The sequence below is a fragment of the Achromobacter sp. FW305-C-28 genome (assembly GCF_058783235.1).
In genome coordinates this window covers 1-23,438 of the sequence record NZ_JBYSYL010000022.1, presented here as the reverse complement: position 1 = coordinate 23,438, position 23,438 = coordinate 1, and the positions used below count along the sequence as shown (strand labels likewise).

Genomic DNA, 23,438 nt, shown 5'->3' with positions numbered 1-23,438 from the left:
TTTTGCCGTGGTCAACGTGACCAATCGTACCCACGTTCACGTGCGGCTTGGTACGTTCAAACTTGCCTTTTGCCATGATCTCTATCCTTTAACTTTCAAGGAAACTTGGATTTCTGCCAGGACCGCCCGGATGGGCAGCCCCGACAAGGGTTATTTACTTGGCCCGAGCGGCGATGACTTCGTCAGCGACGTTCTTGGGGGCCTCGGAGTAATGCTTGAATTCCATCGTGTACGTGGCACGACCTTGCGTCAGCGAACGCAGGTTCGTGGCGTAACCGAACATCTCGGCCAGCGGAACTTCGGCCTTGATGGTCTTGCCGCCGCCAACCATGTCGTCCATGCCCTGAACCATGCCGCGACGCGAGGACAGATCGCCCATCACGGTGCCAGCGTAGTCTTCAGGCGTTTCGACTTCAACGGCCATCATCGGTTCCAGCAGCACGGGGCTGGCCTTGCGCAGACCTTCCTTGAATGCCATGGAGCCGGCCATCTTGAACGCGTTTTCGTTCGAGTCCACATCGTGGTACGAACCGAAGAACAGCGTGACCTTGACGTCGACGATCGGGTAGCCAGCCAGCACGCCCGAAGGCAGCGTTTCCTGGATGCCCTTGTCCACCGCGGGGATGTATTCGCGAGGAACCACACCGCCCTTGATGGCGTCCACGAATTCGTAGCCACCGCCAGGAGCCAACGGCTCGACCTTCAGAACCACGTGACCGTACTGACCACGACCGCCCGACTGCTTGACGAACTTGCCTTCAACTTCGTCGCAGGTCTTGCGGATGGTTTCACGGTAGGCCACCTGGGGCTTGCCGACGTTCGCTTCCACGCCAAATTCGCGCTTCATGCGGTCGACCAGAATTTCCAGGTGCAGCTCGCCCATGCCGGAAATGATGGTTTGGCCGGATTCTTCGTCGCTGCGCACGCGGAACGACGGATCTTCCTGAGCCAGACGCGACAGCGCCAGACCCATCTTTTCCTGGTCAGCCTTCGACTTGGGTTCAACAGCCTGCGAAATCACGGGCTCCGGGAACACCATGCGTTCGAGCAGGATGTGGGAGTCGATGTCGCACAGCGTTTCGCCGGTGGTCACGTCTTTCAGACCCACCACGGCGGCGATGTCGCCTGCCAACACTTCCTTGATTTCTTCGCGGTTGTTCGCGTGCATCTGCAGAATGCGGCCGATACGTTCCTTCTTGCCCTTGATGGGGTTGTAGACCGTATCGCCCGACTTCAGCACGCCCGAGTAAACGCGCACGAAGGTCAGCTGACCCACGAACGGATCGCTCATCAGCTTGAATGCCAGGGCCGAGAACTTCTCGCCGTCGTCAGCGTTACGCTGCACGGGATTGCCGTCGTCGTCCATGCCGTCGACCGGGGGAATGTCCACGGGCGAAGGCAGGTAGTCGATGACCGCGTCCAGCATGCGCTGCACGCCCTTGTTCTTGAAGGCGGTGCCGCACAGCATCGGCTGGATTTCACCAGCGATGGTGCGTTGACGGATGGCCAGGTTGATTTCGGCTTCGTCCAAGGAACCCGTTTCCAGGTACTTGTTCATCAGCTCTTCCGACGACTCAGCGGCGGCTTCAACCAGCTTTTCACGCCATTCGTTCGCGACGCCTTCCAGCTCGGCCGGAATGTCCTTGTAGTCGAACTTGGTGCCTTGGCTGGCTTCGTCCCAGATGATGGCCTTCATCTTGACCAGATCGACCACGCCTTGGAACGTGTCTTCGGCGCCGATGGGGATCACGATGGGCACGGGGTTCGCGCGCAGACGCGTCTTCAGCTGGTCATAGACCTTGAAGAAGTTCGCGCCGGTGCGGTCCATCTTGTTGACGAATGCCAGACGCGGCACGCCGTACTTGTTGGCTTGACGCCACACGGTTTCGGACTGGGGCTGAACACCGCCCACCGCGCAGTAGACCATGCAGGCACCGTCCAGGACGCGCATGGAACGCTCCACCTCGATGGTGAAGTCCACGTGGCCCGGGGTGTCGATGATGTTGATGCGGTGCTCGGGGTAGTTGCCGGCCATGCCACGCCAAAACGCCGTCGTAGCTGCCGACGTAATGGTGATGCCACGCTCTTGCTCTTGTTCCATCCAGTCCATGGTGGCTGCGCCATCATGCACTTCGCCAATCTTGTGATTGACGCCGGTGTAGAACAGGATACGTTCGGTCGTGGTGGTTTTCCCTGCATCGATGTGCGCAGAGATACCAATGTTGCGATAGCGCTCGATCGGGGTTTTGCGGGCCATGGTGGATTAGTCCTTAAATTACCAGCGGAAATGGCTGAAGGCCTTGTTGGCCTCTGCCATCTTGTGCGTGTCTTCGCGCTTCTTCATTGCGGCGCCACGACCTTCGGAGGCGTCGATCAGTTCGCCAGCAAGACGCAGATCCATCGACTTCTCGCCACGCTTCTTGGCGGCTTCACGGAGCCAACGCATAGCCAGGGCCAGGCGGCGCACAGGGCGCACTTCAACCGGCACTTGGTAGTTGGCACCGCCAACGCGGCGGCTCTTCACTTCGACGATCGGCTTGATGTTGTTGATCGCCAGGCTGAAAACTTCGATCGGCTCTTTGCCGGTCTTGGTTTGCACTTGCTCGAGGGCACCGTAAACGATGCGCTCGGCGACGGCCTTCTTGCCGTCCAGCATGACGACGTTCATGAACTTGGCGAGCTCGACGCTGCCGAACTTGGGATCGGGCAGGATCTCGCGCTTGGGTACTTCGCGACGACGGGGCATTGTTGCTTCCTTGTGTCTGTTCAGTTGAACCGTGTTTCATTACACGGCCATGGCCGCCCAATAGGACGACCCCTTACGTGCCGCGCACCTTCCCATACTCCGGACGGCGCGGTTGCACTTCCCTGATGGCGGATGGCCGCCACGCGGGGGCACTGCTGACTCGTTATTAAGCCTTCTTCGGGCGCTTGGCGCCGTACTTCGAGCGGGCTTGCTTACGATCCTTGACGCCTTGCAGGTCGAGGGAACCGCGCACGATGTGATAACGCACACCGGGCAAGTCCTTCACACGACCGCCACGCACCAGAACCACCGAGTGCTCTTGCAGGTTGTGGCCTTCACCGCCGATGTACGAAATGACTTCGTAACCGTTGGTCAGACGCACTTTGGCAACCTTGCGCAGAGCGGAGTTCGGCTTCTTGGGGGTGGTGGTGTACACGCGAGTGCACACGCCGCGGCGTTGCGGGCAGTTTTCGAGCGCGGGGCTCTTGCTTTTGATGATGCTGACTTCGCGCGGCTTGCGCACGAGTTGGCTAATGGTAGGCATGACCTTTGAAATCCCTTTTACGTACCACTGGTAAGTACTTACGTACTCGTCTCCTCAAGCAAAGAACTTTCGGAGAAGGCAGTTCGCGCAAAACCGCCTCAAACGTTCGTATACGTAAAAGAGCGGGCTTGCCAACAAACCATGACAAACGCACAAACCTGAGACCGTCAAATGGCAGCGTCGGTTGACGGGGGCTCGTGACGCACCCCTTTGGCCTTGGGCCGCCAAGTTCAGCTGTGCCATGCAGGTGATGCATGGCAAGGCATTGCTCGGGATTGGCCGGACCTGTCTTCCTGGCGCCTTGATACGCCAGTCGGTGGTATCAAACTTTGCGCGCGAATAAAGCAGTAAGCCCTTTAGCATAGCTTAGATCAGGGCGCACTGTCAAAATCTTTTGTAAGCGCCACGCGCAAGCGCGTTGCCGGCAAAAGACAGCGTGTTAGGCGCAGGTCGGACCCAGGTCGACAAAAATGGGGCCAAATTATCGCGGCAGAAGGCGATGCCCTGGGCAACGGTGCCGCCGCACGTGGCCAGCGGGCCGAATTGGCCGCGACAGGCGCGCGAACGTTGGGCCGGATCGCATGGAACCGGTAGTCCGATGGGCAGTGTACCCCTGCGCCAGGCAGCGCGGGCGGTTATTGGTCGGCGAACAGGTAACCGCTGCCGTAGACCGTGCGGATCGGCAACATCACACCCGCCAATTCCGCCTTGCGGCGCAGGCGGCTGACGATCACGTCGATGCTGCGCGAGCCGCTGGAACGTGCGCCCCCGCCTTCCACCCGCAGTTCATCGCCGAGCTCGTTACGGCCGACAGCCCGGCCCGCCACTTCCAGCAGAGACCGCACGATCAGGCGTTCATTGGCAGACAGCGAGATCGTGGCGCCCGATGGCGCCGCCAGCGTCCAGCCCTGATCGCGCAGCTCCCATTGGCCCATCACGGGTTCTTCCACCGTCGTGTTGTCCTGGCCGGCCGGCAGGCGGCGGGCCAGGGCCAGCAGGATGCAGGCAAGTTCTCGGGGATCTTGCGGCGGCGGCAGGCAGGCGTCGGCGCCACTCTGCAGGCAACGCAGGCGGGTATCCAGGGACAGATTGCTGCCCATCACCACGATACCCAGCGATGAAGACCCGTGCAGGCGGGCCACCAGGGCATAGCCGACTTCGCCAAGCGTGCCCACGTTCAGCACGACGGCGTCGTAGGTGCCATTGCTGAGCAGGCCAAACAGTTCCAGGGAAGTCGAGCAGCCACGGGCCGAAATCCCAGCTTGAAGCAGTGCGGACACAGCGGTGTTACGTGCAGCCTCGTCCGGCGACATCATCAGTACGCGCAATTGATTCATATGTTCTTTCCATCCCTTCGTCCCCCCAGTTCCCGGCAGACCGCGCCGGTTGACTGGACGGTAAGGACAGTTTGGCCCGTTGTTGTGCAACAACTCCAGTCAAGATTCGTTAACTTTGCAATGTTTGACAGTTCTTGGCACAACGTAGCCAAGAGTGACGCGACGCGAGTTATCATTCCATTACACAATTCCTTTCCCTTCTTGCAGTAGGGCGCCACAGGGCGCGCTTGCGCAGCCAACCTTCGCGAGACCACGTCTGATGAAAATCGCGTCGCTGGAAGACGACCTGGACCAGGCAAAACGCATCCAGCAAGTCCTGACTGCCGCCGGGTATACCTGCACCAGCTACCAACAAAGCCGCGACCTGCTTGCCGCGTTGCGCAACGAGACGTTCGACCTGGTGCTGCTGGACTGGCACCTGCCCGACATCGACGGCGATGATGTGGTGCGCTGGCTGCGTGCCAACATCGGCCCGCGCGTGCCGGTCATCTTCCTGACCAACCGGTCCAGCGAAGACGACCTGGTCGAAGGCCTGCGCGCCGGCGCTGACGATTACATCGTCAAGCCGCTGCGACCGCTGGAATTGCTGGCGCGTGTCGCCGCCCTGCTGCGCCGCAGCCAGATCGCCGAACCTGCCAACGAGACGTTCGATGTCGCGAACTACCGCATCGAACCCGCCCCCCGCACGATTTCGCTCAATGGTTCGCCGGTTGCGCTGGCGCCCAAGGAATTCGAACTCGCGCTGCTGTTCTTTCGCAATCTGGGCCGCCTCATGTCGCGCGACGTGTTGGCCGAGTGCGTCTGGAACCGTGAGATCCCCGCGACCTCCCGCACGCTGGACACGCACCTGTCCAATATCCGGCAAAAGCTGCAACTGCGTCCGGAACATGGCGTGCGCCTGAGCTCGTCGTATGCGCTCGGCTACCGGCTGGAATTGATCGGTCCGTCCGAAGACAGTCCGCCCCCCGCGCCCTAGCGCCTGGCGGGTATTACCTGGAGATTTGAAAGTCATGAGCCGCTGCCGCGCGCTTTCTTTGCTTGCCCTGCTTTCCGGCCTGCTGCTCGCCACTTCCTCGCATAGCCAACCCGCCGGCGCGCTGGGAGAAAACTTCATCTACCGCGTGCGCCAAGGCGACACGCTGATCAACATCGCATCGACCTACACGCGCAACCAGGCCAACTGGAGTCCGTTGCAGGCGCTGAACAGCGTCACCACGCCGGAGCGCCTGCCCATCGGCCTGGAGCTTCGCATACCGCTGTCGATGATTCCCGAGCGGCCAGCCGACGCGCGTGTCGTGCACGTCAGCGGCCAAGCCAACCTGAATGGCCAGGCGCTCAAGCCTGGCGCCAACGTGGCCGAAGGCAGCAAGGTCGTCACGGCGCCCAACGGCTTCGTCACGCTGGAACTGGCCGATGGCTCCAAGCTGACGCTGCCGGCCGATGGCGCCGTGGAACTGACCCGCCTGCGCCAATTCGAAGGCACCGACCTGACGGATTCCGTCATCCACGTCGAACGCGGCAGTGTCGAATCCACCGTCGCGCCGACCGGGCAAGGCGTGGGCCGCTTCGAAGTCCGCACACCCGTCGCCGTCACCGGCGTGCGCGGTACGCGGTTCCGCGTGCAAAGCAGCAGCCAGGGCGTGCATAGCGAAGTCCTGGAGGGCAGCGTGCGGCTGCAACCGCATGCGCCGGGCGAGGCGCCGGCACGGCCCGTCGCGGTGGCCAAGGGCTTTGGCGCGGCCATCGGTGCGAACGGCCAGGTGTCTGGCGTGCGGCCGCTGTTGGCCGCGCCGCAACTCGGTGAGCCGGTTCGAGCCGGCGGCGGCGCCTGGACCAGCGCGTTCGCCCCCGTGCCGGGTGCGCAGGGCTACCTGGTGCGCGTGTCGCGCGATGCCGACGGCACGCAGCCGGTATCGTCCAGGCAGTTCACCAATCCCGATATCCGTTTCAGCGCTCCCGGCCCCGGCACGTTCTACGTGTCGGTACGCGCTATCGACGAACTGGGCCTGGGCGGCGCGGATGCCACGGCCACCTTCACGGGCGTCAACCTGCTCATGACCAGTAGCGGCCTGGGCGTCGCCACCGGTAGCGGCGGATTCGTCACGTTGACCGAGTACTAGCCCCAATGGCGGACGCCACCGACCCCATCGACCAGACCTCGCGATCAGGGCTGTGGTTGACGGTGGTGCTGGCGCTGTTGGCGGCGTTGTTGGGTTCGTTCAACGGCCTGGGCCGGGTCGACCAGATTCTCTATGATCGCGCCGTCGCGCTGACCGGCCGCGACATGTCGCCGGATATCGTCATCGTGGCGATCGATGACACCAGCATCGAAGCGCTGGGTCGCTGGCCGTGGCGCCGCGCCGTTCACGCGGCATTGCTGGATCGCCTGCAAGGCGCACGTGCGGTCGGGTTGGACCTGATCTTTGCCGAACCCGACACCGTCCACCCTGGCGACGACGCGATCCTGGCCGACAGCATCCGGCGCAACGGCCACACCGTGCTGCCCGTGGTGCTGGATCGTTTGGTCTACCCGTCTTCCATCAGCACGCCCATTCCCATCCTGGCGCAGGCTGCGGCCGGCAGCGGCTTCATCAACGCCAGCATGGATGCCGACGGCGTGTTGCGATCAGCGGTGCTGACCGTCGGCTTTGCCGGTGAACACTGGCGCCACTTCGCCCTGAGCATGCTGGATGTCGGCGGGCAGGCGGCGCTGAGCGAGAACCTGCTGCGGCGCGCGCGGCCAGACGGCAGCATTCTGATCCCCTACGCAGGCCCCGCCGCGCATACGCGGGCGGTGTCCTATCTTTCCGTGTTGCGCGGCGATGTCCCCCCAGAGCAGCTGCGTGGCAAATACGTGCTGGTAGGCGCGTGGGCGACCGGCCTGGGCGATGCCTATACGACGCCGGTCTCGCACGAGGTCAGCGGCATGCCTGGCGTGGAGATCATCGCCAACCTCTTGCAAGCGGCCAACGACGACATCGCTTTTCAGCCGCCCGCCCCCTGGCTCAATGCGCTGTTTTCCGCCCTGCCCGTGCTGCTTGCCTGCCTTGCGCTGTGGCGGCTGTCGCCCAACCAGGCGTTGCTGGTCAACATCGCCTTGCTGATCGTCGTGCTGATTGCCAGCCTGCTGCTGCTGGGCCATAGCTACCTGTGGTTTGCGCCGACAGCCGCCTTGGTGGGTGTAGCGCTTTGCTATCCCCTGTGGAGCTGGCGCAGCCAGGAGGCCGCCTTGCGCTATATGGACAACGAGTTGCGCCGGCTGCAACGCGAGTACCCACCCGTCCTGAACGAAGCACGGGCGCAATTCAACGGCCCAACCGCGTCGCTCGAAAGCCGCGTCGGAGAATTGCGACGTGCCCTGGCGCGTGTGCGCAACCTGCGTCGATTCCTGGCCGACGGCCTGGATGGCATGCCCGACGCAACACTGGTGTTCGATCAAGAAGGCCGCATGCAATTTCGTAACCAGGCCGCGGTCATGTACTTCCAGCGGCTGGGCATGCGCCCCCCGCGCGTCGGCCATCCTGCCACGCACCTGCTTGAGAAGACCATCAGCGACGACTCGACACGTCAACGCGTCGCCCAAGTGCTGAGCGGCCAGGGCCCGGCGTCAGACCAATCCCCCTGGAGCGCAGACCTGGAAGTACGCGATCGCGCCGGCCGCGACCTGATCCTGAAATGTGCGCCGATCCATACCGCCGAAGGCAACTTCGCCGGTACGGTCGCCACGCTGACCGACATCTCCGGCATTCGTCACGCCGAACGCCAGCGCGAAGAAACCCTGCGCTTCATCTCGCACGACATGCGTGCACCGCAAAGCTCGATCCTGGCGCTGGTCGAGATGACGCAGGAAGTCGGCGCGGCGCCCGGCAAGGACGACACCTTGACGCGCATCGCGGCGCTGGCCAACCGCACGCTGCATCTGGTCGACGATTTCGTGCATCTCACGCGGGCGGAGTCGATGGCCATCAACGCGGTCGAACTGGACCTGGGCAGTCTCTTGCAGGACGGTGTGGATGAGTTCTGGGCGTCGGCGCACAAACGAGGCATCGAACTGGTCGTGCGCACGCCGCTACCGGCGGCGTATGTGCGAGGCGACCAGACTCTGCTGATGCGGGCGCTGTGCAATCTGATCGACAACGCCATCAAGTACAGCCCTGCGCAGACCCGCATCGAGTGCGGCATCGATGCCGCGCCTGGCTACTGGCGTGCGTCGGTGCGTGATCGCGGACAAGGCATTGCGCCACAGGACCTGGCGCGGCTGTTCGAACCGTTCGCACGGGTAGGCGTCGATACCAAGGCAGATGTGGGCGGGGCCGGACTGGGACTGGCGTTCGTGCGTACGGTGGCGCAGCGCCACGGCGGCGAGGTCGAAGTGACCAGCGAACTGGGCACGGGTTCGGTCTTCACACTGCAGTTGCCGATGGCGCCCGACGAAGCCCGGCCCGACTAGCAGCGGGCACGGCGGCACCACAGGCCGGCTGTCGCGCTACTGGAAAACGTGCGAGATGACCGTCGGTTTCCCCGCCTTGACCTCGAGCGTCGCTCGATAAGGCGGCAGGTCGGCATTGCGCAGCACCACCTGGTACTTGCCCGGAATCAGCCGCACTTCCTTCACCGGCGGACTGATGCCGCGCGCGATGCCGTTGATCCAGACCTCGCCCCAAGGGCGGATATCCAGGCGCACCTGGACCGGCACGGGTTTAGGCTTGGGCGTCTCGTCCTGGGCCGTGGCAGCCGGCGGTGCCAACTCGTGCGCAGGAGCCGCCCCGCCCTGTCCCGGGTCTGCGGGGGTCGGCGCGGAAGGCATGTTCTCGGGTGCCGCGCCGATCGGACCGGGTGCCGCGGGCGAAGCGCCAGCCGGTCCGGTCGCAGCAGGTGCTGATGCAGAGGGGCCAGGTGCGGCGCTCGGGGCTACCGTGCCTGGGGTCGCCGCTCCAGGCGTCGTCGATGCCGGGGCAAAGGGATCAGGACCCGGCGTGCCCGGATTGGCCGTGCCTGATTCGGCCCCGCGATAAGCCGCCACCGGCAGTTCCGGCGACAACGTTGACCCGCCCGGCGCCGGCGCGGGCTGGACGGCAGGCGGATTGGGCTGCACCACCTCGGAACGGGTGATCAGGGAATTGGTCGAGCCCATGCCGGTATGGACCCAGGCGTAGATCCCCCCGCCCATCAGCGCCACCAGCAATAGCAACGCCAGCAACGGCCGTCCGGCGCCGCGCGGCTTGCTGGCCGTCGCCAACACAGGTGCAGCCGGTGCTGCGGCCACTTCGGCCACCGTGGCCTCGTTGGCCGCCGGAGACGTTTCGGCGTAGGCCGAGATGTCCAGCATGGCAGCCAGTTCGGCCAGGGTCTGCGGCCGGTCTGCGGGCAGCATCGCCAAGCCTTGGTCGATCACGGCCAGAAAGGCCGGGGTGTACTTGGCCAGGCCCAACGATGCCAGCGGTTCGTAGCTGTCGGTGGCCCGGCGTTCGGGCGCCGGCGGCGGCCGCTGGCCGATGACCAGGGCGTGCATGACCGCACACAGTGCGTAGACGTCGGTCCAGGGGCCGCGCGGCCACTCGGCCGAATCGGTGTAGAGCTCGAACGGCGCAAATCCCGGTGCCGGCGTGACGCCGGCGCGGCGCGACCGCGGCATAGCCAGTTCGGGCAGCAAGTGCGCTCGGGCGCCTTCGTCCATGCCCACGGTATCCACGGAAATGTCGCCGCATATTTCACCCTGCGCGTGCAGGCCCATCAGCGACGGCAGCAAATCCGACAGCAAACGCTTGATGCGCGATTCCGGCACGCCCCCCGCCGCGCTGGCGGCGATAGCACTCAAAGGGCGCAAGGCGAGCGGCGCAGCCCCGGAAAACGGGCTACGCGGCGTATGCAGGCCGACGGATGAAGACATATTCAAAATACTGCGGAGACAGTCGCAAGATGGGTTCAGGGCTGATAAGCGGATATTATCCAATCCGTTACGCAAGGACATTGCCGAAAATGTCCGAGCGCATCAGGCTGTGGCACGATAGCGTATCGCCAAATTCCCTTGATTCGTTGAACGCCTATGAAAATTCGCCTCTTCGGCACCATGATTGGATTATCGGCTCTCTTGGCAGGCTGCGCCGGCCTGCCTTCGACCGCCCCTGAAAAGCCGCCCACGCCCGAAGCGTTGCAACAGTTGCAGGACGTCCGCGACCAGTACAGCGCCGGCCACTATGGCGAGGTCATCCGGCGGGTGGCCAAGTCCGACGAACTGGCCGCGTCCAGCAAGGCCGTGCGCATCGAAGCCTACAAACTCCAGGCCTTCAGCTACTGCGTCAGCCGTTATCCCCAGCTTTGCGAAGACAGCTTCGCCCGGATCCTGCAGCTGGACCCGAATTTCGAGCTGGCGGCCAACGAAGCCGGCCACCCCGCCTGGGGTCCCGCGTTCCAACGCGCCAAAGGCCAGGCGGCCAAGTAAGACGAAAACACCCCATTCGGGCGAAAAAAAGGCCGCTGATTCGCATCAGCGGCCTTTTTGCTTCTGGCCTCCCCCGCCAGGACGGCGCGGGGGATGTTCCGGACGCCTCGATTACTCGGCGGCGTCGTCGCTGCCCACGTCGAGCGACGGGGCATCGGCGTCCGAGCCCACCGTGACCGGCGAGTCTTCGAACGGGTTGGCCAGCTGGCGAGCGGCTTCGCGTTCCGCCGCCTCCAGTGCTTCCTTGTCGCGACGGGCGTGGTGGTACGCCAGGCCGGTACCCGCCGGAATCAGGCGGCCGACGATGACGTTTTCCTTCAGGCCACGCAGGTCGTCGCGCTTGCCCATGATGGCGGCTTCGGTCAGGACACGCGTGGTTTCCTGGAACGAAGCAGCCGAGATGAACGAGTCGGTCGACAGCGAGGCCTTCGTGATACCCAGCAGCACGTTGTCGTACGAAGCCGGACGCTTGTCTTCAGCGTTGACGCGGTCGTTCTCGTTCAACAGCTCGGAGCGCTCGACCTGCTCGCCCGGGATGAACTCGGTATCGCCCGCATCGACGATGTTCACACGGCGCAGCATCTGACGAACAATCACTTCGATGTGCTTGTCGTTGATCTTCACGCCCTGCAGACGGTAAACGTCCTGCACTTCGTCGACGATGTACGTCGCCAGCTTCTCGATGCCTTGCAGGCGCAGGATGTCGTGGGGATCGGCCGGGCCGTCCACGATCATTTCGCCCTTGTTCACCACCTGGCCGTCGTGCACCAGAACCTGCTTTTCCTTCGGAATCAGGAACTCGTGGCTCACGCCTTCCAGGTCGGTGATGACCAGACGCTGCTTGCCCTTGGTGTCCTTGCCGAACGAAACCGTACCGGTGACGTCGGCGAGCATGCCGGCATCCTTCGGCGAACGGGCTTCGAACAGTTCGGCCACACGCGGCAGACCGCCGGTAATGTCGCGGGTCTTTTGCGATTCTTGCGGAATACGCGCCAGAACTTCACCCACGGCAACCTGCTGGCCGTCGCGCACGGTAATCAGCGCGCCCACCGGGAACGAGATGTTCACCGAGTGATCGGTGCCGGCGATCTTGACGTCATCGCCGTTCTCGTTGGCCAGCTTGATCTGCGGACGCATGACGATCTTGCCGCCACGGGTCTTGGGCGTGATGACGACGAGCGTCGACAGGCCGGTGACTTCGTCCACCTGCTTGGCAACGGTCACGCCTTCTTCGATGTTCTCGAAGCGCACGGCGCCACCGTATTCCGACACGATCGGACGGGTAAGCGGGTCCCACGTAGCCAGGCGAGCGCCGGCCTTGACGGCTTCGCCATCGCCCACCAGCACGGTCGCGCCGTACGGGATCTTGTGGCGTTCGCGTTCGCGGCCGTTGTCGTCGAAAATCGCCAGTTCGCCCGAGCGCGAAATCGCAACGCGTTCGCCCTTGGCGTTGGTGACGTAGCGCATCGTGCTGGCAAAGCCGACCACGCCGCTGGACTTGGTTTCCACCGCGCTGGCCAGAGCCGAACGCGATGCCGCGCCACCGATGTGGAACGTACGCATCGTGAGCTGCGTGCCCGGTTCACCGATGGACTGGGCGGCGATAACGCCCACCGCTTCGCCCTGGTTGACCGGCGAGCCGCGGCCGAGGTCGCGGCCGTAGCAGTGCGCGCACAGACCGTGACGCGTTTCGCACGTCAGCGGGGTGCGGACCTTGACTTCGTCCACGCCGATGCGGTCGATCATGTCGACCATGTCTTCGTCCAGCAGGGTGCCGGCGGTGATGGCCGTTTCCTGCGTGTCCGGGTTGACGATGTCCACGGCAGCCACGCGGCCGAGGATACGGTCACGCAGCGGCTCGATGACTTCGCCGCCTTCCACCAGGGCCTTCATGTTGTAGCCCTGCGACGTACCGCAATCGTCCTCGGTGATCACCAAGTCTTGCGTCACGTCGACCAGACGACGGGTCAGGTAGCCCGAGTTTGCGGTCTTCAGTGCCGTATCGGCCAGACCCTTACGCGCACCGTGAGTGGAGATGAAGTACTGGAGTACGTTCAGGCCTTCACGGAAGTTGGCGGTAATGGGCGTTTCGATAATGGAACCGTCCGGCTTGGCCATCAGGCCGCGCATACCGGCCAGCTGGCGGATCTGGGCGGCCGAACCGCGGGCGCCCGAGTCAGCCATCATGTAGATGGAGTTGAACGATTCCTGGCGCACTTCTTCGCCGTGACGGTTGATCACGGGCTCGGTGGCCAGCTGTTCCATCATCGCCTTGCCGACCTTGTCGCCAGCCTTGCCCCAGATGTCCACCACGTTGTTGTAGCGTTCCTGGGACGTGACCAGACCCGACGAGTACTGCTTGTCGATTTCCTTCACTTCGCGGCTGGCTTCGGCCAGGATGCCTTCCTTGGCGGACGGGATCAGCATGTCGCCCATGGCGATGGAGATACCGCCGCGCGTGGCCAGGCGGAAGCCCGACTGCATCAGCTTGTCAGCGAAGATCACCGTGTCGCGCAGGCCGCAACGGCGGAACGACTGGTTGATCAGGCGCGAGATTTCCTTCTTCTTCAGCGCCTTGTTCAAGACGGTGAAGGGCAGGCCCTTGGGCAGGATCTCGGACAGCAGCGCGCGGCCGACCGTCGTTTCGTGACGGCGGATGACCGGTTGCCATTCGCCTGCTTCGTCGCGCTCGTGCTCTTTCAGACGCACGGTGATGCGGGTTTGCAGTTCGACTTCGCCGTTGTCGTAGGCACGCTGCACTTCAGCGACGTCGGTGAAGAAAATGCCTTCGCCCTTGCCGTTGATGCGCTCGCGCGTCGTGTAGTACAGACCCAGCACGATATCCTGGGACGGCACGATCGACGGTTCGCCGTTAGCCGGGAACAGCACGTTGTTCGAGGCCAGCATCAGCGTGCGCGCTTCGAGCTGGGCTTCCAGCGACAGCGGCACGTGGACGGCCATCTGGTCACCGTCGAAGTCGGCGTTGAACGCCGCGCAAACCAGCGGGTGCAGCTGGATGGCCTTGCCTTCGATCAGGACCGGTTCGAACGCCTGGATGCCCAAACGGTGCAGCGTGGGCGCACGGTTCAGCATGACCGGGTGTTCGCGGATGACTTCTTCCAGGATGTCCCAGACCACCGGTTCCTGGCTTTCCACCAGCTTCTTGGCAGCCTTGATGGTCGTGGCCAGGCCCATCATCTCCAGTCGATTGAAGATGAACGGCTTGAACAGTTCCAGGGCCATCAGCTTGGGCAGGCCGCACTGGTGCAGCTTGAGCTGCGGACCCACCACGATGACCGAGCGGCCCGAGTAGTCGACGCGCTTGCCCAGCAGGTTCTGACGGAAACGACCGCTCTTGCCCTTGATCATGTCGGCCAGGGACTTGAGCTGGCGCTTGTTGGCGCCGGTCATGGCCTTGCCGCGACGACCGTTGTCCAGCAGCGAGTCGACGGCTTCCTGCAGCATCCGCTTTTCGTTGCGCAGGATGATTTCCGGCGCCTTGAGCTCCAGCAGGCGCTTCAAGCGGTTGTTGCGGTTGATGACGCGGCGGTACAGGTCGTTCAGGTCGGAGGTCGCGAAGCGGCCGCCGTCCAGCGGCACCAGCGGACGCAGGTCCGGCGGCAGCACGGGCAGCACTTCCATGACCATCCACTCGGCCTTGATGCCCGACTTCTGGAAGCCTTCCAGCACCTTCAGGCGCTTGGAAATCTTCTTGATCTTGGCTTCCGAGCTGGTGGCCTTCAGTTCGCCGCGCAGCGTTTCCACTTCGCGGTCGATGTCGATGGTACGCAGCAGTTCGCGCACGGCTTCGGCGCCCATCAGAGCACGGAAGTCGTCGCCGTATTCTTCGGTCTTGGCGAGGAAATCGTCATCCGACATGATCTGGCCGCGCTTGAGCGGCGTCATGCCAGGTTCGATCACGCACCAGGCTTCGAAGTACAGGACGCGTTCGATGTCGCGCAGGGTCATGTCGAGCACCATGCCCAGACGCGACGGCAGGCTCTTCAGGAACCAGATGTGCGCGACGGGGCTGGCCAGCTCGATGTGGCCCATGCGTTCACGGCGAACCTTGGCAACGGTAACTTCGACGCCGCACTTTTCGCAGATCACGCCACGATGCTTCAGGCGCTTGTACTTGCCGCACAAGCACTCGTAGTCTTTGATCGGGCCAAAGATCTTGGAGCAGAACAGGCCGTCGCGCTCAGGCTTGAACGTGCGGTAGTTGATGGTCTCGGGCTTGCGAACTTCGCCGTAAGACCACGAACGGATCTTCTCGGGCGAGGCGATGCCGATCTTGATGGCATCGAATTGCTCGTCTTGCGAGACTTGCTTAAAGAGGTCGAGTAGCGCTTTCATTAGTTACGCTCCAAATCCATGTCCAGGGCCAACGAGCGGATTTCCTTGACCAGCACGTTGAACGATTCCGGCATGCCGGCGTCGATGACGTGGTCGCCCTTGACGATGTTTTCGTATACCTTGGTACGGCCGGTGATGTCGTCGGACTTCACCGTCAGCATTTCCTGCAGGGTGTAGGCGGCGCCGTATGCTTCCAGCGCCCACACTTCCATTTCCCCGAAACGCTGGCCGCCGAACTGCGCCTTGCCGCCCAGCGGCTGCTGGGTAACGAGCGAGTACGGACCGGTCGAACGCGCGTGCATCTTGTCGTCGACCAAGTGGTGCAGCTTCAGGTAGTGCATGTAGCCGACGGTGACGGGACGCTCGAACTTTTCGCCGGTGCGGCCGTCGTACAGCCACGCTTGCGTACGCGAAGGCGTCAGTGCCATGCGCTTGGCGACGTCGTCCGGATAGGCCAGCTCCAGCATCGTGGTGATTTCCTCTTCGGTCGCGCCGTCGAAGACGGGCGTCGCGAACGGCACGCCGTTCTTGAGGTTCTGGGCCATTTCCATGACTTCTTCGTCGGTCAGCTCGTCGATGCGTGCACCCGTACCGGTCGTGTTGTAGACCTTGTCCAGGTAGGCGCGGACGTTCTTGACCTGCGCAGTGCGCTCGTCGCGCAGCAGATCGGCAATGCGGTGGCCCACGCCCTTGGCAGCCCAGCCCAAGTGCACTTCCAGCACCTGGCCGACGTTCATCCGCGAGGGCACGCCCAGCGGGTTCAGAACGATGTCGGCCGGCGTGCCGTCAGCCATGTGCGGCATGTCTTCCACCGGGGTGATGCGCGAGACCACACCCTTGTTGCCGTGACGGCCTGCCATCTTGTCGCCAGGCTGCAGACGACGCTTCACGGCCAGGTAGACCTTGATCATCTTCAGCACGCCCGGGGGCAGCTCGTCGCCTTGCGTCAGCTTCTTGCGCTTCTCTTCGAAGGCCAGATCGAACTGGTGACGCTTCTGCTCGAGCGATTCCTTGGCCTGTTCCAGCACCACGGCATGCGGCTCGTCGGCCAGACGGATGTCGAACCACTGCCAGCGGTCCAGATCAGCCAGGTAAGCCTTGGTGATCGTGGCGCCCTTGGCCAGCTTGCGCGGGCCGCCGTTGACGGTCTTGTTGACCAGCATCTTTTCGATACGGTCGAACTGGTCGTTTTCAACGATGCGCAGCTGGTCGTTCAGGTCTTGGCGATAGCGGCGCAGTTCATCGTCGATGATGGACTGGGCGCGCTTGTCGCGCACGATGCCTTCACGCGTGAACACTTGCACGTCGATCACGGTGCCGGTCATGCCCGAAGGCACGCGCAGCGAGGTGTCCTTAACGTCGGACGCCTTTTCACCGAAGATGGCGCGCAGCAGCTTTTCTTCCGGCGTCAGCTGGGTTTCGCCCTTGGGCGTGACCTTGCCGACCAGCACGTCGTCGGCGCTGACTTCGGCGCCGATGTACGTGATGCCCGAATCGTCCAGGCGGTTCAGTTGCGTCTCAGCCAGGTTGCTGATGTCGCGCGTGATTTCCTCAGGGCCGAGCTTGGTGTCGCGAGCCACGACCGTCAGTTCCTCGATGTGCACCGAGGTGTAGCGATCGTCGGCAACAACCTTTTCGGAGATCAGGATCGAGTCTTCGAAGTTGTAGCCGTTCCAGGGCATGAACGCGATCAGCATGTTCTGACCCAGGGCGAGTTCGCCCAGGTCGGTCGATGCGCCGTCGGCCAGCACGTCACCCTTGGCGACCTTGTCGCCACGCTTGACGATAGGACGCTGGTTGATGTTCGTGTTCTGGTTGGAACGCGTGTACTTGATCAGGTTGTAGATATCGACACCGACTTCGCCGGCGACGTTTTCTTCGTCGTTCACGCGGATAACCACGCGTTCGGCGTCGACGTGGTCGACCAGGCCGCCACGCAGCGCTTGCACGGTGGTGCCCGAGTCAACGGCCACGGTGCGCTCGATACCCGTACCCACGACCGGCTTTTCCGGACGCAGGCAAGGCACGGCCTGGCGTTGCATGTTGGCGCCCATCAGTGCGCGGTTCGCGTCGTCGTGCTCCAGGAACGGAATCAGCGAGGCAGCAACCGACACGATCTGCGACGGGGCAACGTCCATATAGTGCACGTTGGCCGGAGCGGTCAGCATCGTTTCGCCGGCTTCACGGCAAGCGACCAGGTCGTCCACGAACTTGCCTTCTTCGTCGAGTGCGGCGTTAGCCTGCGCAATGACGTAGTGGCTTTCTTCGATGGCCGACAGGTAATCGATCTGCTCGCTGACGCGACCGTCGATGATCTTGCGGTAAGGCGTTTCCAGGAAGCCGTACTCGTTCAGGCGAGCGTACAGCGCCATGGAGTTGATCAGGCCGATGTTCGGGCCTTCCGGCGTTTCGATCGGGCACACGCGGCCGTAGTGGGTCGGGTGCACGTCGCGGACTTCGAAGCCGGCGCGCTCGCGGGTCAGACCGCCCGGGCCCAGTGCGGAAACACGACGCTTGTGCGTGATTTCCGACAGCGGGTTGGTCTGGTCCATGAACTGCGACAGCTGGCTCGAACCGAAGAACTCCTTGATGGCAGCCGAGATCGGCTTGGAGTTGATCAGGTCGTGCGGCATCAGGTTTTCGGTCTCGGCCTGGCCCAGACGTTCCTTGACGGCGCGTTCGACACGCACGAGGCCGGCGCGGAACTGGTTTTCGGCAAGTTCGCCCACGCAACGCACGCGGCGGTTGCCCAAGTGATCGATGTCATCGATCTGGCCACGGCCGTTACGCAGCTCGACGAGCACCTTGATGGTTTCAAGGATGTCTTCGTTGGTCAGCGTCATCGGGCCGGTGATGTCTTCACCACGACCCAGACGGCTGTTGACCTTCATGCGACCGACACGCGACAGATCGTACGTTTCTTCGCTGTAGAACAGGCGCTGGAACAGCGCTTCCACGGCTTCTTCGGTGGGCGGTTCGCCAGGACGCATCATGCGGTAGATGGCAACGCGCGCGGCCATCTGGTCGGCGGTTTCATCGGTGCGCAGCGTTTGCGAGATGTACGGGCCGCGGTCCAGGTCGTTCGTGTAGAGCGTCTGGATGTCGTGCACGTTGGCGGCGCGCAGGGCGCCCAGCACGCTTTCCGTGATCTCGTCGTTGGCGTTGGCGATGACTTCGCCGGTGTCCGCGTCAACGATGTTCTTGGCCAGCACGCGGCCGTACAGGAAGTCTTCCGGCACGGAGATGCGCTGGATGCCACCGGCAGCCAGGTCACGCAGATGCTTGGCGTTGATGCGCTTGTCTTTTTCGACAATCACCTTGCCCGAGCGGTCCGCGATGTCGAAACGGGCCATTTCGCCCTTCCAGCGTTCGGCCACGAATTCCATCATGGCGCCTTCGCTCTTCAACTCGAAGTTGTCGAAATCGAAGAAGTTGGCCAGGATGGATTCCGGCGTCATGCCGATGGCCTTGCACAGGATCGTGACAGGCATCTTGCGACGACGGTCGACACGGAAGAACAGGACGTCCTTGGGGTCGAATTCGAAGTCCAGCCACGAGCCGCGGTAAGGAATCACGCGGGCCGAGAACAGGAGCTTGCCCGAGCTGTGCGTCTTGCCGCGGTCGTGTTCGAAGAACACGCCCGGCGAGCGGTGCAGCTGGGACACGATGACACGCTCGGTGCCATTGATGACGAACGAACCGGTGCCGGTCATGAGCGGAATTTCGCCCATGTAGACTTCCTGTTCCTTCACTTCCTTGACGGTGGGCTTGCTGACTTCGCGGTCAAGCAGCACCAGGCGGACCTTGGCTCGCAGGGGCGAGGCATAGGTCAAGCCACGTTGCTGACATTCCTTGACATCGAACACCGGTTCGCCGAGCACATAGCTCACGAACTCCAAGCGCGCCATACCGTTGTGACTAACGATCGGGAAAATCGACGAAAACGCCGCCTGCAAACCGTCGGCTACGCGATCGGACGGGGCGGTATCCGCCTGCAGGAAAGTTAGGTAGGATTGAAGCTGTGTCGCCAACAGGAAGGGAACGTTTTGAACGTCTTCACGCTTGGCGAAGCTTTTGCGGATGCGCTTTTTTTCGGTGTACGAGTAAGGCATGAGCACTCCGACTCGAGGTTGCATGGGCCGTCAACCACGGCCCCAGGTGATACGACTCCAGGAAACCCCTCTGAAAGGGCATGTCCCCAGCAGGGGTTTCCTGGAAACGCAAAAGCCCGGGGACTGCAAACTGCGCTGTCCCCGGGCAAATTGACGCAGGTCTTACTTGACTTCGACCTTGGCGCCAGCTTCTTCCAGCTTCTTCTTGGCGGCTTCGGCGTCAGCCTTGGCCACAGCTTCCTTGACGGGCTTCGGAGCGCCGTCGACCAGGTCCTTGGCTTCCTTCAGACCCAGACCGGTCAGCTCGCGCACGGCCTTGATGACGCTAACCTTGTTGGCGCCAGCTTCGGTCAGAACGACGGTGAACTCGGTTTGCTCTTCAGCAGCGGCGGCAGCGCCACCAGCGGCGGGAGCAGCGACAGCGACAGCGGCGGCAGCAGCCGACACGCCGAACTTCTCTTCCATTTCCTTGATCAGCTCGGACAGCTCGAGCACGGTCATGCCAGCGATGGCGTCAAGGATTTCAGCTTTGTTAAGTGCCATTTTTCAGAACTCCAAAAATTTTGGTAATGCCAGGGTTTGGGTGTCGCTCGGTCGTTCAGCGAATTCCGTGAAGGCGGGCGATTAAGCCGCTGCCTTCTGGTCGCGCACGGCGGCGAGGCCACGGGCGAACTTGGTCGGAACTTCGTTGAGCGTACGCACGAATTGCGCGATGGGGGCTTGCATGGTGCCCAGCAGTTTCGACAGCAACTCTTCGCGCGAGGGCATGGTGGCCAGGGCCTTCACACCTTCTTGGTTCAGCAGGCTGTTGGGCAAAGCGCCCGCCTTGATGACCAGCTTGTCGTTGCTTTTCGCGAAACCTGCGAGGACCTTGGCCGCCGAAACCGGATCAGTGCTGATGCCATAGATCAGCGGACCGGTCAGTTGCTCAGCCAACGGCTCGAAAGCCGTGCCGGCAACAGCACGACGGGCCAGCGAGTTCTTCAGAACACGCAGATACACGCCCGATTCACGCGCAGTTTTGCGCAGTACGGTGACAGAGGCGACGTCCAGACCACGGTACTCGGCGATAACAATCGATTGCGCCTTGGCCACTTCGGCCGAGACTTCCTCGATTACCACCGCTTTCTCTTGACGATTGAGACTCACGGTTTGAACACTCCATCAAAAGACGCTTGGGGCCTGAGCCTTGCGCGTCAACCGAATGCGGCGCCTGGTCGAGTTCTTCGGGTAAAGAAATCTTCCTGGGGACGCCGTCTACGCTGGATCCGAACTATGCGAGCTTCGGGATTAAGCGGGGCAGCGGGGGAACTGCTTCAAGTGGAAGGAGAACCTTCGCACTGCCCTGCTCCAGCGGTCTTTGACAGCAACATCCGGAGGAATCCGGATGCAGCCCAAAGTACGTTTACTGCTGTTGGCTTAGTTGGAAGCCGACAGCGAGGCAATTTCCACGCGCGCACCGCCGCCCATCGTGGACGAAACGGCCAGCTTGCGCAGGTAAATGCCCTTGGACGCTGCGGGACGAGCCTTTTGCAGGGCGTCGACCAGAGCGGCCAGGTTGGTTTGCAGCTGTTCCACGCCGAACGACGCACGGCCGATCGTTGCGTGGATGATGCCGGCCTTGTCGGTACGGTACTGAACCTGACCGGCCTTGGCGTTCTTGACAGCGGTGGCGACGTCGGGCGTCACGGTGCCGACCTTCGGGTTCGGCATCAGGCCACGGGGACCCAGGATCTGGCCCAGGGCACCCACGACACGCATCGTGTCGGGCGAGGCGATGACGACGTCGAAGTCCATTTGACCGGCCTTGATCGCGTCAGCCAGGTCGTCCAGACCGACGATGTCGGCGCCGGCGGCCTTGGCGGCTTCAGCCTTGTCGCCTTGGGCGAACACGGCCACGCGGACCGACTTGCCGGTACCGGCGGGCAGCACGACCGAACCGCGGACCAGTTGGTCCGACTTCTTCGGGTCGATGCCGAGCTGCACGGCCACGTCAATGGATTCATTGAACTTGGCGACAGCGGTTTCCTTGACCAGGGTCAGGGCTTCGGCGACCGGGTACAGCTTGGTGCGGTCGATCTTTTGTGCAATGGCGGCGGCGCGCTTGGACAGTTTTGCCATGATTAGATCCCCTCAACCGTGATGCCCATGCTGCGGGCGCTGCCAGCGATCGTGCGGACGGCGGCGTCCAGATCAGCGGCGGTCAGATCGGGACCCTTGGCCTTGGCGATTTCTTCAGCCTGGGCGCGGGTCAGCGTGCCGACCTTGTCGGTATGCGGCTTGGCCGAACCCTTTTGCACACCGGCAGCCTTCTTGATGAGGACCGTCGCGGGCGGGGTCTTCATGATGAAGGTGAAGCTCTTGTCGGCGAAAGCGGTGATCACCACCGGAATCGGCAGACCAGGCTCCATGCCTTGGGTCTTGGCGTTGAACGCCTTGCAGAATTCCATGATGTTCAGGCCACGCTGACCCAGGGCCGGGCCAATCGGGGGGGAGGGGTTAGCCTTACCAGCCGGTACTTGCAGCTTGATAAAGCCGACGATCTTCTTCGCCATGCTTTGCTCCTTGCGGGTTATATCGCCCTAGCGCAAAGGCCAGGGCTCCCCGGGGTTTGAAATCAGGTCTTTTCGACCTGGCTGAAATCGAGTTCGACGGGCGTGGCACGACCGAAAATCGTGACCGACACGCGAACCTTGCTCTTTTCGTAGTTGACTTCTTCGACGTTGCCGTTGAAGTCCGCAAACGGACCTTCCTTGACCCGAACCATCTCGCCCACTTCGAACAGGATCTTGGGGCGGGGTTTCTCGACACCCTCTTCCATCTGGGAGAGGATCTTTTCGACTTCCTTTTCGGAAATCGGGGTCGGACGATTGCCCGAGCCGCCCAAAAAGCCGGTGACTCGGTTGGTGTTCTTGACCAAGTGCCACGTTTCGTCGGTCAGGTCCATTTCAACCAGGACGTAACCGGGGAAAATGCGGCGCTCGGTGATCGACTTCTGGCCACCCTTGACCTCGACGACTTCCTCGGAGGGCACAAGAATGCGGCCAAAAGACGTTTGCAGGCCCGCGCGCTCGATGCGCTCGTTCAGGGCCTTGTGTACGCTTTTTTCCATGCCGGAGTACACATGGACGACATACCAACGCTTACTCATTCGCCGTCCTTATTTCCAGCCCAACAGCAGGCCGTAGAGAATCCATTCGATGCCCTTGTCGAGCACCCACATGAAAATGCCCATGATCGCCACGAACGCGAAAACGATGCCCGTCATCTGGGTCGTTTCCTTGCGGGTGGGCCACGAGACACGCTTGACTTCGTTGTAGGACTCGCTGGCGAAGCTCAGGGTGCGGCGGCCGGGTTCGCTGAACCAGGCGATCGCAGCTGCGATCACGAGGCCGCCGACGAACACGCCGACACGTGCAGGCATCGGTTGCGCGCTAAGCACGGAAAACCCGACGATGCCAGCAATAACGACAAGAACCGCCAGCCCGAGCTTCACCCGGTCGGCGGTACTGGTTACGGTTTCTACGCTGGTATTAGACATATTGCGACGCGAGCCGCCGTGAATGCGTAACTCGCGATGATCTCCCGCGGGTTTATCCTGGCGGTGGCAGGGGCAGTAGGAATCGAACCTACAACCTTCGGTTTTGGAGACCGACGCTCTGCCAATTGAGCTATGCCCCTAAAACACTACACGTGCACTACATTTCAACCACTTTCCGCCCAAACCGTCTGCGTGACGGCTTGCGGAACCATACATAATACTACTTTTACAGCAAAGATGGATAGAGGGGCTTGAGAGCCCACTCTACCCATCCGGGTATTGCTTACTTCAGGATCTTGGCGACGACGCCGGCGCCGACGGTACGACCGCCTTCACGGATGGCGAAACGCAGACCTTCTT

At 62.6% G+C, this 23,438-nt stretch carries 18 protein-coding genes, 1 tRNA gene and 1 pseudogene; 4 read left to right on the top strand and 16 right to left on the bottom strand.

Going from position 1 to position 23,438, the window contains the following annotated elements:
• From AC3WMR_RS30455 to AC3WMR_RS30435, 5 genes and pseudogenes are all read right to left on the bottom strand, one after another.
• Positions 1–76, bottom strand: a pseudogene (locus AC3WMR_RS30455) (GTP-binding protein); the annotation flags it as partial.
• A 78-nt stretch (positions 77–154) separates the two neighbouring features.
• Positions 155–2,257 (bottom strand): elongation factor G, encoded by a 2,103-nt coding sequence (fusA, locus tag AC3WMR_RS30450; RefSeq protein ID WP_025141318.1) that lies wholly within the window; start codon positions 2,255–2,257, stop codon positions 155–157.
• An 18-nt stretch (positions 2,258–2,275) separates the two neighbouring features.
• A complete protein-coding gene (gene rpsG / locus AC3WMR_RS30445) occupies positions 2,276–2,746 on the bottom strand; it encodes a 30S ribosomal protein S7 (RefSeq protein ID WP_006216561.1) in 471 nt (156 codons plus the stop codon).
• A 166-nt stretch (positions 2,747–2,912) separates the two neighbouring features.
• Complete coding sequence (rpsL, locus tag AC3WMR_RS30440; RefSeq protein WP_005017264.1) at positions 2,913–3,290, bottom strand: 30S ribosomal protein S12; 378 nt, start codon at positions 3,288–3,290, stop codon at positions 2,913–2,915.
• 635 nt (positions 3,291–3,925) lie between these two features.
• Positions 3,926–4,627: a response regulator transcription factor gene (locus tag AC3WMR_RS30435; protein WP_492266931.1), complete on the bottom strand. Its 702-nt coding sequence runs from the start codon at positions 4,625–4,627 to the stop codon at positions 3,926–3,928.
• Positions 4,628–4,886: 259 nt separating this feature from the next.
• Between AC3WMR_RS30435 and AC3WMR_RS30430 the strand changes: the two genes are divergently transcribed.
• Genes AC3WMR_RS30430 through AC3WMR_RS30420 form a run of 3 tightly spaced genes read left to right on the top strand, consistent with a single transcriptional unit; the run spans position 4,887 to position 9,077 of the window.
• Positions 4,887–5,603 carry a response regulator transcription factor gene (locus AC3WMR_RS30430; protein ID WP_492266930.1) on the top strand — a complete coding sequence of 239 codons (717 nt, stop codon included), beginning with the start codon at positions 4,887–4,889 and terminating at the stop codon, positions 5,601–5,603.
• A 34-nt stretch (positions 5,604–5,637) separates the two neighbouring features.
• On the top strand, positions 5,638–6,747 hold the full coding sequence (locus AC3WMR_RS30425; RefSeq protein WP_492266929.1) for a FecR domain-containing protein: 1,110 nt from the start codon (positions 5,638–5,640) through the stop codon (positions 6,745–6,747).
• Between the two features lie 5 nt (positions 6,748–6,752).
• The gene (locus tag AC3WMR_RS30420; RefSeq protein ID WP_492266928.1) at positions 6,753–9,077 is read left to right on the top strand and encodes a CHASE2 domain-containing protein; all 2,325 of its coding nucleotides are present in this window, start codon (positions 6,753–6,755) and stop codon (positions 9,075–9,077) included.
• Positions 9,078–9,113: 36 nt separating this feature from the next.
• Here AC3WMR_RS30420 and AC3WMR_RS30415 read toward each other — a convergent pair whose 3' ends face one another.
• Positions 9,114–10,517 carry a serine/threonine-protein kinase gene (locus AC3WMR_RS30415; RefSeq protein WP_492266927.1) on the bottom strand — a complete coding sequence of 468 codons (1,404 nt, stop codon included), beginning with the start codon at positions 10,515–10,517 and terminating at the stop codon, positions 9,114–9,116.
• 156 nt (positions 10,518–10,673) lie between these two features.
• On the opposite strand from AC3WMR_RS30415, the gene AC3WMR_RS30410 reads away from it, so the two are divergent.
• The gene (locus AC3WMR_RS30410; protein WP_492266926.1) at positions 10,674–11,069 is read left to right on the top strand and encodes a TssQ family T6SS-associated lipoprotein; all 396 of its coding nucleotides are present in this window, start codon (positions 10,674–10,676) and stop codon (positions 11,067–11,069) included.
• A gap of 111 nt (positions 11,070–11,180) precedes the next feature.
• Here the strand turns inward: AC3WMR_RS30410 and rpoC are convergent, their stop codons facing one another.
• The 10 genes from rpoC to AC3WMR_RS30360 form a co-directional block, all read right to left on the bottom strand.
• Positions 11,181–15,425, bottom strand: coding sequence for a DNA-directed RNA polymerase subunit beta' (rpoC, locus tag AC3WMR_RS30405; RefSeq protein ID WP_492266925.1), 4,245 nt, complete (start codon positions 15,423–15,425; stop codon positions 11,181–11,183).
• Entirely contained in the window at positions 15,425–19,537 is a 4,113-nt protein-coding gene (gene rpoB, locus AC3WMR_RS30400) for a DNA-directed RNA polymerase subunit beta (protein WP_263913078.1), read from the bottom strand. The genes rpoC and rpoB overlap by 1 nt, the downstream gene beginning before the upstream one ends.
• A gap of 162 nt (positions 19,538–19,699) precedes the next feature.
• On the bottom strand, positions 19,700–20,080 hold the full coding sequence (rplL, locus tag AC3WMR_RS30395; protein WP_013397031.1) for a 50S ribosomal protein L7/L12: 381 nt from the start codon (positions 20,078–20,080) through the stop codon (positions 19,700–19,702).
• Between the two features lie 81 nt (positions 20,081–20,161).
• Positions 20,162–20,686 carry a 50S ribosomal protein L10 gene (rplJ, locus tag AC3WMR_RS30390; protein ID WP_025141327.1) on the bottom strand — a complete coding sequence of 175 codons (525 nt, stop codon included), beginning with the start codon at positions 20,684–20,686 and terminating at the stop codon, positions 20,162–20,164.
• A gap of 270 nt (positions 20,687–20,956) precedes the next feature.
• The gene (gene rplA, locus AC3WMR_RS30385) at positions 20,957–21,658 is read right to left on the bottom strand and encodes a 50S ribosomal protein L1 (RefSeq protein ID WP_025141328.1); all 702 of its coding nucleotides are present in this window, start codon (positions 21,656–21,658) and stop codon (positions 20,957–20,959) included.
• A gap of 2 nt (positions 21,659–21,660) precedes the next feature.
• The gene (gene rplK, locus AC3WMR_RS30380) at positions 21,661–22,092 is read right to left on the bottom strand and encodes a 50S ribosomal protein L11 (RefSeq protein ID WP_006227005.1); all 432 of its coding nucleotides are present in this window, start codon (positions 22,090–22,092) and stop codon (positions 21,661–21,663) included.
• A gap of 62 nt (positions 22,093–22,154) precedes the next feature.
• Positions 22,155–22,688 carry a transcription termination/antitermination protein NusG gene (nusG, locus tag AC3WMR_RS30375; RefSeq protein ID WP_006389586.1) on the bottom strand — a complete coding sequence of 178 codons (534 nt, stop codon included), beginning with the start codon at positions 22,686–22,688 and terminating at the stop codon, positions 22,155–22,157.
• Positions 22,689–22,697: 9 nt separating this feature from the next.
• Positions 22,698–23,078, bottom strand: coding sequence for a preprotein translocase subunit SecE (gene secE, locus AC3WMR_RS30370; RefSeq protein ID WP_025141330.1), 381 nt, complete (start codon positions 23,076–23,078; stop codon positions 22,698–22,700).
• 64 nt (positions 23,079–23,142) lie between these two features.
• Positions 23,143–23,218: transfer RNA gene (locus tag AC3WMR_RS30365), tRNA-Trp, on the bottom strand.
• 143 nt (positions 23,219–23,361) lie between these two features.
• Positions 23,362–23,438: EF-Tu C-terminal domain-related protein (locus AC3WMR_RS30360; RefSeq protein WP_446649917.1), on the bottom strand; the 77-nt coding region annotated here is incomplete at its 5' end.